The following is a 10970-nucleotide window of genomic DNA, read 5'->3' on the forward strand; positions in this document are numbered from 1 at the left end:
GGCCCACAGCACCTAGCTGCTGTAGGCGGAGTTGATCTCCACGTAGTCGTGGGACAGGTCGGTGGTGCGCACGGTGGCGCGCCCCAGCCCGCCGGTGCCGAGGTCGACGACCACGTCGATGTCGGTGCCGGACAGGTCCACGTCGCGCGCGCCCGGGGCCCCGGTGGAGTCGACGCAGACGGGGTGGCCGTTGAAGCTGACGGAGATCTTCTCCGGGTCCATCTCGGCGTCCGCCATGCCGACGGCGGCCAGGGTGCGCCCCCAGTTCGGGTCGGAGCCGAACATGGCGCACTTGAACAGGTTGTCGCGCCCGATGGTGCGCGCGGCGTTGCGGGCCTGCTCGTCGTTGGCGGTGCCCTGCACGGTGATGGAGACGCGCTTGGTCACGCCCTCCGCGTCGCCCTGCATCTGCTCCGCCAGGCTGGCGCAGACCGAGAGCACGGCCGCGTCGAGCTCCTCCTGCGTGGGGGTGCGGCCGCTGGCCCCGCTGGCCAGGGCGATCACGGTGTCGTTGGTCGAGGTGGAGCCGTCGATGTCGAGGGTGTCGAAGGTGACGGCGGTCGCCTTCCGCAGGGCCTCGTCGAGCTGGGCCGGGCTTGCCGACGCATCCGTGGTGACGCACACGAGCATCGTCGCCAGGGACGGCGCCATCATGCCGACGCCCTTGCCCATCGCCCCGACCGACCATCCGTCTCCGGCTGCGTGGGCCTCCTTGGCCACCGTGTCGGTGGTCATGATCGCCCGCGCGGCCTCCGCACCGTGGCCGCCGAGGCCCCCGGCGAGCTCGTTTATTCCGCGACGGACCTTGTCCATCGGCAGCATGTCGCCGATCAGCCCGGTGGAGCACACCGCGACGTCTGCCGCCGCCAGCCCGAGGGCCGCGGCGACGAGCTCCTGCTCCTCCGCTGCGTCGCGGTCGCCCTGGGCGCCGTTGCAGGCGTTCGCGTTGCCCGAGTTGAAGACGACGGCCCGTAGCTGCCCGTCCTCGACCGCGCGGCGCGAAACCTTCACCGGCGAGGCGACGACGCGGTTACGGGTGAACACGGCGGCCGCGGAGAACTCCGGGCCCTCGTTGACCACCAGCGCCATGTCCGGGGTACCGGAGGGCTTGATGCCTGCGGTCGTGGCCGCCGCGCTGAAGCCGGCGGGTGTGGTGACTCCCGTCATGGGGATCCTCTCCTCGTGTTCTGTGTGGTCGGGCGGTGTCAGGCTAGGGCGCGACGCCCACCGTGGGGAGACCTGCGGTCTCCTCCCAGCCGAGCGCGATGTTCATGCACTGGATTGCGGCCCCGGCGGTGCCCTTGGTCAGGTTGTCGATGGCGGAGGTGACAAGGAGGCGCCCCGCGTCCTCGTCGGCCTCGACCTGGACGTGGCACATGTTGCTGCCCACGACGTTCTGCGTCTGCGGCTGCGTGCCCTCCGGCAGGACCCAGACGAAGGGCTCGTCGCGGTAGAACTCCTCGTAGACCTCGCGCGCACGCGAGGTGGTCACACCCTCGGCGAGGGGGGCGGTGACGGTGGTGAGGATACCGCGCGGGACTGGTGCGAGCACCGGCGTGAAGCTGACCGTGACCGGCGTGTCCGTCACCTCCGCGAGGTTCTGCGCGATCTCCGGGGTGTGGCGGTGCCGCCCGGCCGTGTTGTATGCCTTGAGCGAGCCCATCGTCTCCGCCCCCAAGAGGGCGACGCTGGCCTTCTTCCCCGCCCCGGAGACGCCCGTGATCGAGACGACGGAGACGTCGGGTTCGGCGATCCCGGCGGCCAAGGCCGGCAGGGCGGCGAGGGTTGCGCCCGTGGGGAAGCAGCCGGGGATCGCAACGCGCGAGGAACCCGCGATCTGCTCGCGGTGGCCGGGCATCTCGGGGATGCCGTAGGGCCAGGAGCCAGCGTGGCCCTCGCCGTAGTAGCGGTTCCAGTCGGCGGCGTCGCGCAGCCGGAAATCGGCGGCGCAGTCCAGGATGAGCGTCGATTCAGGCAGCTGGCGGGCGATCTCGGCGGAGAACCCGTGGGGCAGGCCGAGGAAGACGACATCGTGGCCGGACAGCACCTCGGCGGTGGTCGGCTCGATCACCCGCCCGGCGAGGGCGGGGATGTGCGGCATCAGCTCGGCAGCCGGCTGACCGGCGCTGCTGTTGCCGGTGAGCGAGCCGATCTCCAGTTCGCCCGCGGCGAACCTGGGGTGGCCCAGCAGAAGGCGAAGGATCTCGCCTCCGGCGTATCCCGTGGCCCCCGCTACCGCTACCTTGAGTGTCATAGGGGCCACATTACGCAATTATGCGCCTAGTTGCAAGTTATGCACGCATCTCCGCCGCGAACTTCTCCTTCGCCGCGGCGGCGGCCGCCAGGCGGCCCTCGGATGCCTCCGCCTCGGTCAGCGTGCGGTCCGCGGCGCGGAAAACTAGGCCGAATGCCAGGGACTTCTTGCCCTCCCCCAGCTGAGCGGAACGGTAGACGTCGAAAAGCGTCACGCTCTCGACAAGCTCTCCCGCACCCTCCTCCACGACGCGGCGCACCGCCTCCGCCGGAACCTCCTCGTCGACGACCAGCGCGATGTCCTGGTTCACCACCGGGAACGCCGAGAGCACCGGCGCCGGGAGCCGCTCCTCGAAGGGCAGGGCCGTGAGATCCAGCTCCATGGCGCACGTCCGCGCGGGAAGCTCGAGCGCCTCAAGGACCTGGGGGTGCAGCTCGCCGGCGTAGCCGACCACCCGCTCCCCCGCCCGCAGCTCAGCGCAGCGGCCCGGGTGCCAGGGCAGGTGCTGCGCGGCGGCGACCTCGAGCTCGACTCCCGCCGCGCGGCCCACGGCCCGGGCGGACTCGATCGCGTCGGCCCAGGTGTAGGCCCTGCCTTCTCCCCACGGCCCGGCGAGTTCCTCGGCGCCCGTGGCGACGGTGGCAGCGTGGAGGTTCTGCTCGGGCAGGGAAGTGATGAGCTCCGCGATGGTGGCGTCGTCGGGGCGGGAGGCCACGCTGGGCAGCGGCGAGGCGTCGGCGCGCTTGAACGCCACCTGGGCGACGGAGAAGAGGGCGAGGTCGTGGCGACCCCGCGCGACGTTGCGGCCGACGGCCTCCAGCAGCGAGGGCAGCAGCGTGGTGCCCAGCACCCCGTAGTCGGCGTCGAGCGGGTTCTGCACCTTCACGGTGTTGCGGCGCGGGTCGTCAGCGTCCAGCCCCCAGGTGTCGAAGGTGTCGTTGGCGATGAACGGCGTCGGGATGACCTCCACGTACCCGGCGTAGGCCAGGGCGTGGGTGACGGCGCGGCGGCGCTTCTGCCCGCGCGAGAGTCCGCGCCCGCCGCGCGGGGTGGGCAGCACCGACGGGATAGCGTCGAGGCCCTCGAGGCGGACGATCTCCTCGATCAGCTCCACCGGCACGGTCAGATCCCCGCGCCAGGTCGGCGGGGTCACGCGCAGCGTGTCGCCGGCGGACTCGACGGCGCAGCCGACCTCCTCGAGCCGCTTCACGACGACCTCCGGGGCGTACTCCACGCCGATGAGCGCGCCGGGGGCGGAGACCGCCATCTCGATAGCCTCGCGCCCGGGCACCTCCCCGACCAGCGTGCGGCCGGCGGCGACGGTGCCGCCGGCGTAGCGCACCAGCAGCGCGCAGGCGATGTCCAGGGCTACCTCGACGATCGCGGGGTCCACGCCGCGCTCGAAGCGTCGGGAAGCCTCGGAGCTCAGCTTGTGGCGCCGCGCGGTGCGCGCGACGGTGAGCTCGTCCCACGTCGCGGCCTCGAAGTAGACGTTCGTGGTGGACCCGGAGATCTCGGAGGTCGTGCCGCCCATGACGCCTGCGAGCGACTGGATCCCGTTGTCATCGGAGATCACCACGTCGGACTCGCTGAGCGTGCGGGTGGTGTGGTCGAGGGTCTCAAACTTCTCTCCCCCGGCCGCGTTGTGGACGCGCAGGCCGCCGGCGATTTTGTCGGCGTCGAAGGCGTGCATCGGCTGGCCGAGCAGGACCATGACGTAGTTGGTGATGTCGGTCGCGGCGTTGACGGAGCGGATGCCGGAGAGCATGAGCTCGCGCTGCATCCAGAACGGTGCCTGGGCGGCCGGGTCGATGCCTTCGACCTTGCGCAGGCCGAATCGCTTGGCCTCCGTGGCGGGGTCGAGGTGGACGTCGATGAGCGTGCCGCTCGGCGCGGGGACGCCCGAGACGTCGATCCCGGCGACCGAGGGGTCGCGGGCGACATCGGCATAGGTGAGGCCGAACGCGGAGGCGATCTCGCGGGTCAGGCCGCGGGCGGACAGCGCGTAGCCGCGGTCGGGCGTGACGTTGACGTCGAAGACGGTGTCGGCGAGCCCGAGGCCCTCGCGCGCGTCCTCGCCGGGGGTGCCGAAGCCCTCCGGCAGGGTGATGATGCCCTCGCTCCTCGACGTCAGACCGAGCTCAGCGGCCGACGCCATCATGCCGTTGGAGATGTGGTCGTAGGTCTCGCGCGCGGCGATCTCGAAGCCGCCCGGCAGCACCGCGCCCGGCAGGGACACGACCACGAGGTCGCCCTCTGCAAAGTTGCGCGCGCCGCAGATGATGCCCTGCGGCTCGCCGGTCCCGTTGGCCTGCCCGACGTCGACCTGGCAGTAGCGGATGGGCTTCTTGAAGCCGGTGAGCTCCTCGATCTCGAGCACGCGGCCGAAGACGAGCGGCCCCGTCGTCTCCGGAATGGGCTCGTAGCCCTCCGTCTCGAAGCCGACGCGGACGAACCCGGCGTCGAGCTCCTCCGGGCTGACGGCCCAGCCCTCGTTTCCGGCTCCCTGCAGCAGGCGGGTGATCCAGTTCTGTGAAATCAGCATTGTTGTTGTGCTCCTCCTACGCCTGACTAGGCCTGTACGCCGAACGGGATGGTGAATCGGACGTCGCCCTCGACCATGTCGCGCATGTCGGTCAGCCCGTTGCGGAACTGCAGGGTGCGCTCCAGGCCCATGCCGAAGGCGAAGCCGCTGTAAACCTCGGGGTCGACCCCGACGGCGCGCAGCACGTTCGGGTTGACCATGCCGCAACCGCCCCACTCGATCCAGCCGGCGCCGCCCTTCTTGTTCGGGAACCACACATCGACCTCGGCGGAGGGCTCGGTGAACGGGAAGTAGTTGGTGCGCATGCGCGTCTTCGTCTCCGGGCCGAACAGCACCTTCGCCAGGTGGTCGAGGGTGCCGCGCAGGTGCGCCATCGTCAGGCCCTTGTCGACGGCCAGCCCCTCGATCTGGTGGAACACCGGCGTGTGGGTGGCGTCGAGCTCGTCGGTGCGGAACACGCGGCCAGGGCAGGCGATGTAGATGGGCACCTCGCGCTCGAGCATGGTGCGCACCTGGACCGGGGACGTGTGGGTGCGCATGACCTGCTTCGACCCCTCCTCGCCCACGTAGAAGGTGTCCTGCAGCGTGCGCGCGGGGTGGTCCGGGATGAAGTTGAGCGCGTCGAAGTTGAAGTACTCCGCCTCAACCTCGGGGCCCTCGGCGACCTCCCAGCCCATGCCGACGAAGATGTCGGCGATGTTCTCACTCAGGGTGGTGATGGGGTGCATCGCACCGAGCTGGCCGCGGTTGGTGGGCAGGGTGACGTCGACGGTCTCCTCGGCGAGCTGGCGCTCGCGGTGTTCCGCCTCGAGCATGTCCCTGACCTGTGCGAAGTGCTTTTCCACGCGGCCGCGCGCGATGTTGACGGCCTTGCCGGCGTCCTTGCGCTCGCTCTTCGGCAGCTGGCCCAGCGCCATGCGGGCCTGCGGGATGTACCCCTGCTCCCCCAGGTGTTCGCGGCGCGCCACAGCGAGCTCGTCGAGCGTCGTCGCGGCGTCGAAGGCCGCGATGGCGCTATCGGCAGCCGCGCCCAGCGCAGCTTCGGTCAATTCGATCTGAGGTGTGTCGGACACGTGCCTGTATGCCTTCTTCTCACGCGAAAACTTTCGTGGGCTATCTTAGCGGGGTTCACCAGGGCACCAGGCAACTGGTCGCGCCGATCTTGCCGACGCCCCACGGGCGCACCGGAACACCTACTCCACGTTCCTGTCCACTCGACCGCCTCGAAGACGGTGCGGTCGTCCCGCAGGTACAGGTCCATGAGCTCGAACGCCTCCGCGAGGGACTCCCGGTGGGCCCGGGCGTGAAGGCCGCGGCATACAGCAAACGCCCAGAATCACCCCGGGGACTTTCCGCCGTTTTCGGGGCAAACCGGCTGGTCGATGGCACGGCGGGCGCAGCGGCGGCGTTTAGCGTGTCTTTCAACGGTCCACGAGGCCGCCACTCCACTCCCGAAAGGATCACACCCCATGCGCTTCTTCGAAGGACGCCCGCTCGACCGACAAGCCGAGGACGTCGAGGACCAGGGCCTCGCGTTCGACCTCCAGACCATCGACAACCGCCTGTCCCGCCGCCGGCTCCTCGGCATGCTCGGCGTCGGGGCCGGCTCCGTCGCCCTCGCCGCCTGCGCCCCGGGCGGCTCCTCCTCGGGAACGACGTCGGGTGTGGCGTCGTCAAGCACTGCGTCAGGCACCGCGTCGAGCATTGCATCGAGCGCTGTGTCGAGCACCTCCGCGCTCACCGAGATGAAGACCGAGACCGCCGGGCCCTACCCCGGCGACGGCTCGAACGGGCCGGACGTGCTGGAGAAGGTCGGTGTCGAGCGGCGCGACATCCGCGGCTCCATCGGCGGCGGCGCCACCGCCAGCGGCATCCCCCTGACGCTGCGGATGAACATCATCGACATGGTCAACTCCAACGCCCCGCTCGCGGGCGCCGCCGTCTACGTCTGGCACTGCAACGCTGAGGGACAGTACTCGATGTACTCCAGCGGTCTGGAGGACGAGACCTACCTGCGCGGCGTCCAGGTCACGGGCGACGACGGCGCGGTCGAATTCACCACCATCGTCCCGGGCTGCTACGACGGGCGCTGGCCGCACATCCACTTCGAGGTCTTCCCCTCGGTGACCGACATCACCGACTCCACCAAGGCGATCCTCACCTCCCAGGTCGCCGTGCCGGCGGAGGTGGCCAGCGCCGCCTACGCCACCGGCAACTACGGCAACTCCGCCGCCAACCTGGCGAAGGTCAGCCTCGCCACGGACAACGTCTTCTCCGACGGCTGGGAGCAGCAGCTGCCTACGGTTTCGGGGGACACCCAGGCGGGCTACACCTTCACCATCGACGTCCCGATCGACACCACCACGGCCAACAGCGGCGGCGAGATGCCGGGCGGTGGCCAGCCCCCGATGGGCGGGATGCCGGGCGGTGGCCAGCCCCCGATGGGCGGGACGCCGCCGCAGCCCCCGACCCGCTAGCCCGGGTACTCTCTCCTACACCTCCGGGGCGTGGATCGCCTTGGAGGTTTCCCACATGCACATCGCGGCCGCGGTGGCCAGGTTGAGCGATTCGGCGCTGCCGTGGATGGGGATGGACACGCGGTAGTCCGCGGCCTCAATCACGTCCTCGGGCAGCCCGTGGGCCTCGTTGCCGAACAGCCAGGCCGTCGGCTCGCGCAGCCGCGGGGCCGCCTGGTCGAGCGGGACCTCCCCACCTGCGGTGGTCGCCGCGATGGTCAGCCCCGCCGCGCGCAGCTGACCGAGAACCCCCGCGATGTCGCGTTCCCGGGCGACCGGCACGTGGAAGAGGGACCCGGCGGAGGCGCGCACCGCCTTGCCCGATTCAGGGTCCACAGCGTCGCCCGCGAAGACGACGGCGTCGGCGCCGCAGACGTCCGCGATACGCACGAGCGTGCCCGCGTTGCCGGGATCGTTCGTCTCCACCCCCACGGCGACGAAGCGGGGCTTTCCCTTGAGCACAGACCCGAGGGTCCACAGGACCGGCGAGCACACCGCAAAGATTCCCGTCGTGTGCACGGTGTCCGAGAGGTGGGCGGCCGCCTTGTCCGTGATCGCGTGCGTGAAAACGTTCATGTACCCCGCCGTGGTGACAATCTCCGCGAACTCGTCGGCCGCGCGCTCGGTGACGAAGACGTCCGTCGCCGCGCCCGTGGCCACGGCAGCCTCCACCGAGTTCGCCCCCTCAGCGAGGAACCGCCCCGCTTTACGACGCCCCTGCGCCCTGTGCAGCTTCGCCGCGTTGACGATCCGGGGGGTGCGTTCCGTGAAGGGTTCAGAAAAGTCGAGGGCCATGGATACTCAGCGTACCGGGGCCCCGCCGGAACACGCGAAAGCCCGCCCGTCCCACGGTGAGGTGGGGGCGGGCGGGCGTCGGCAAGCTCGTGCTTAGGCAGCCTTGGGGGCGTTGACGTCCTCCGGGAGGGCGTTCTTGGCCACCTCGCAGATGGCGGAGAAGGCCGCGAAGTCGTTGACCGCGAGGTCGGCGAGAATCTTGCGGTCGACCTCGACCTCGGCCAGCTTGAGGCCGTGGATGAGGCGGTTGTAGGTGATGTCGTTCATGCGGGCCGCGGCGTTGATGCGCTGGATCCACAGCTTGCGGAACTCGTTCTTGCGCTGGCGGCGGTCGCGGTACGCGTAGGTCTGGGAGTGGAGCCACTGCTCCTTGGCCTTGCGGTACAGGCGGGAGCGCTGGCCGCGGTAGCCCTTGGCGGACTTGAGGATTGCGCGGCGCTTCTTCTTGGCATTGACCGAACGCTTAACACGTGCCATGAGTCATACTTCCTTGTCTAGCTGTTCAAGATGGTGCGGTTGCTTAACGTGTGGCAGTGCTTAGGACATGCCGAGGAGGCGCTTCATGCGCTTGACGTCGGCGGGGGCGACGTCGGTGGTGCCGGAGAGCTTGCGGCGGCGCTTGGAGGAAAGCTTCTCGTTCAGGTGGCGCTTGCCGGCCTGCTCGCGACGCAGCTTGCCCTTGCCGTTGACCTTGATGCGCTTGGCGGTGCCCTTGTGGGTCTTCTGCTTCATGTTGAAAGCCCTTCAGAGTTCAGACGGTTGATATGTGTACTACTTCTTGCCCTTGCGGGCCGGCCCGAAGACCATGGTCATGTTGCGGCCGTCCTGCTTCGGACGGGACTCCACCACTCCGAGCTCCCCGATATCGTCCGCGAGGCGCTCGAGGAGGCGGTAGCCGAGCTCCGGGCGCGACTGCTCGCGGCCGCGGAACATGATCGTGACCTTGACCTTGTTACCCTTTTCCAGGAAGCGCTCGACGTTGCCCTTCTTGGTCTGGTAGTCGTGCTCATCGATCTTGGGGCGGAACTTCTGTTCCTTCACCACAGTCTGCTGCTGGTTCTTCCGGGCCTCGCGGGCCTTCTGATCCTGCTCGTACTTGAACTTGCCGTAGTCCATGATCTTGGCCACGGGCGGCTTCGCGTTGGGCGCAACCTCGACGAGGTCGAGGTCCGCTTCGTAAGCCAACTTGCGGGCGTCATCGGTGCGGACAATGCCCACCTGCTCGCCGGACGGGCCGACGAGACGAACTTCGGGAACGCGGATGCGCTCATTGATCCGAGCTTCAGCGCTGATGAGAACTCCTAAAAGACGTGAGAAACAATGTCGGTCGCTACCGAACCACTCTTGTCGAGCTCAACCCATGCAAAAAATCCCGCGCGCCTGACGACGTCACGGGAGTCCTTCCGGGTGCAGCCCGCGCCCGGGGGGCGCGTGCCGTACCGTTGACCCGCAGCCTTCCCGTTGCCGGGCGGCGGAGGGTGGGAGAAACTCCACTTGTGGCCCGCGCTGCCAAAGGCGCACGGGCGGTAGTGAGTCGAATGTTAGCACCTCTACCCCGGTGGCACAAATCCCTCCCTCGCCCCAGGTATTGATCCTCTGTATCTCCTGGGCACCCCTAGGTATCAGCGGCCGGAGACGCTACCCTGTACGCGTGAACAAGGTAGCCGCCCCGGGCCAGCCCAGCAACGCCCCGGCACTGAACTGGAAAGTTGCCGCCCTCGGGGCCGCGGCCCTCGCCGTCTCGGCGGCCATCCAGCCCACTGGCCTGGGGGCGCTTGCCGCCGGGCTCGTCGCCGTCGCGATCGTCTCGCTCGCCCAGCGGTGGCCCGTGTCCGCGGGGTGCGCGATGCTTGCCCTGTTTCTTGTCGTCTCCGCCAACGAGACCGTGCGCAGCCCCGTCGTGGTGTTCTCCGTGCCCTTCCTCGTCGCCTCGCAGGCTCTCGCCGGCCACCTCCGCGCCGCGGCCGCCTTCGCGGTTGCGCTCGGATACGTCTGCGTGACCAGCCCCTTCACCGGCCAGTGGCTCCCCTACGACCTCTCGGGCACGGTCATCTTCGCCGCGACTCTGGCCGCGGGCCTGTGGGCGGGTGCCCACCTGCGCCGACAGCGCCTCCAGCACCGCGCCCAGCAGCGCCGCCTCGAGGAGGAGATGGAGCAGCGCCGGGAGCAGCTGACGCGGGCGCTGCACGACTCTGTGGCGACCACGCTGACCTCCGTGGTGATGCGCGCGGAGACGCTGGGCCTGAGCGCCGCCGACTCCCCCGCCGTGGAGGAGACGTCCGAGCTCATCGCCGAGGAAACTCGCCAGGCGATGCAGGAGGTGCGCCACCTCATCCAGGTCACGAGGGTCGACGACGCGCTCGAGCCCGAGCCCGCACCGATCGACCGCACGATCTCCGACCAGGTCAGCGTGACCGCGCGCCTGCTGCGCAGCCACGGCTTCACGGTCGAGGGCGACGCCTCCGCCCGCGGCCGGCGCGATTCCTTCCCCGCGGGATTTGAGCGCGTCTTCGCGGAGATGGCCACCAACGCGATGAAGTACGCGCGGCCGGGCTCGGAGATTAGGATGGCGCTGGAGCAGGGCGGCGCGAACCTCCGCTTCACGATGTCGAACGAGGCGTCCCGGCGCCGGGCGCTGCCCGCCATGACGAGCGGCTTCGGCCTGAAGCAGAGCGCGCGGCTCGTGGCCCACCACGGGGGAACATTTTCCGCGGGGGTGCGCGACGGGCGGTGGGCGGTCGTCCTCGAACTGCCCGTCACCGCGCTCTTCCGCCCCGACCACACCCCCATTCCGGGTGGAGACTTTCGTGCCAAGGTTGCCGCCCGGCACCAGCCGCCGGCACCACAGGGATGAAAATGG

General features: G+C 69.7%; 10 protein-coding genes. 2 read left to right on the forward strand and 8 right to left on the reverse strand.

The window, feature by feature from the left end; translation table 11 throughout:
- Positions 1-12 precede the first annotated feature (12 nt).
- From argJ to pheS, 4 genes are read right to left on the reverse strand one after another with little or no spacing between them, the layout of a single operon-like run.
- Positions 13-1173, reverse strand: coding sequence for a bifunctional glutamate N-acetyltransferase/amino-acid acetyltransferase ArgJ (gene argJ, locus DYZ02_RS01510; protein ID WP_115684687.1), 1161 nt, complete (start codon positions 1171-1173; stop codon positions 13-15).
- A gap of 37 nt (positions 1174-1210) precedes the next feature.
- The gene (gene argC, locus DYZ02_RS01515) at positions 1211-2254 is read right to left on the reverse strand and encodes an N-acetyl-gamma-glutamyl-phosphate reductase (RefSeq protein WP_115684688.1); all 1044 of its coding nucleotides are present in this window, start codon (positions 2252-2254) and stop codon (positions 1211-1213) included.
- 37 nt (positions 2255-2291) lie between these two features.
- On the reverse strand, positions 2292-4799 hold the full coding sequence (gene pheT / locus DYZ02_RS01520; RefSeq protein WP_115684689.1) for a phenylalanine--tRNA ligase subunit beta: 2508 nt from the start codon (positions 4797-4799) through the stop codon (positions 2292-2294).
- Between the two features lie 26 nt (positions 4800-4825).
- Positions 4826-5872 carry a phenylalanine--tRNA ligase subunit alpha gene (gene pheS / locus DYZ02_RS01525; protein WP_115684690.1) on the reverse strand — a complete coding sequence of 349 codons (1047 nt, stop codon included), beginning with the start codon at positions 5870-5872 and terminating at the stop codon, positions 4826-4828.
- 396 nt (positions 5873-6268) lie between these two features.
- Between pheS and DYZ02_RS01530 the strand changes: the two genes are divergently transcribed.
- Positions 6269-7276, forward strand: coding sequence for a dioxygenase family protein (locus DYZ02_RS01530; RefSeq protein ID WP_115684691.1), 1008 nt, complete (start codon positions 6269-6271; stop codon positions 7274-7276).
- 15 nt (positions 7277-7291) lie between these two features.
- Here the strand turns inward: DYZ02_RS01530 and DYZ02_RS01535 are convergent, their stop codons facing one another.
- The 4 genes from DYZ02_RS01535 to infC all read right to left on the reverse strand — a co-directional run bounded on the left by DYZ02_RS01535 (position 7292) and on the right by infC (position 9403).
- Complete coding sequence (locus DYZ02_RS01535; protein ID WP_115684692.1) at positions 7292-8110, reverse strand: TrmH family RNA methyltransferase; 819 nt, start codon at positions 8108-8110, stop codon at positions 7292-7294.
- A gap of 93 nt (positions 8111-8203) precedes the next feature.
- The gene (gene rplT / locus DYZ02_RS01540; RefSeq protein WP_115684693.1) at positions 8204-8587 is read right to left on the reverse strand and encodes a 50S ribosomal protein L20; all 384 of its coding nucleotides are present in this window, start codon (positions 8585-8587) and stop codon (positions 8204-8206) included.
- A gap of 60 nt (positions 8588-8647) precedes the next feature.
- Positions 8648-8842, reverse strand: a complete 195-nt coding sequence (rpmI, locus tag DYZ02_RS01545; protein WP_052204458.1) for a 50S ribosomal protein L35 — start codon at positions 8840-8842, stop codon at positions 8648-8650.
- A 39-nt stretch (positions 8843-8881) separates the two neighbouring features.
- Positions 8882-9403, reverse strand: coding sequence for a translation initiation factor IF-3 (infC, locus tag DYZ02_RS01550; RefSeq protein WP_115684694.1), 522 nt, complete (start codon positions 9401-9403; stop codon positions 8882-8884).
- Positions 9404-9761: 358 nt separating this feature from the next.
- Here infC and DYZ02_RS01555 point away from each other — a divergent pair, with 358 nt between their 5' ends.
- A complete protein-coding gene (locus DYZ02_RS01555; RefSeq protein ID WP_115684695.1) occupies positions 9762-10964 on the forward strand; it encodes a sensor histidine kinase in 1203 nt (400 codons plus the stop codon).
- Positions 10965-10970: the final 6 nt, after the last annotated feature.

This window comes from Corynebacterium senegalense (assembly GCF_900411315.1).
Lineage (GTDB): Bacteria > Actinomycetota > Actinomycetes > Mycobacteriales > Mycobacteriaceae > Corynebacterium > Corynebacterium senegalense.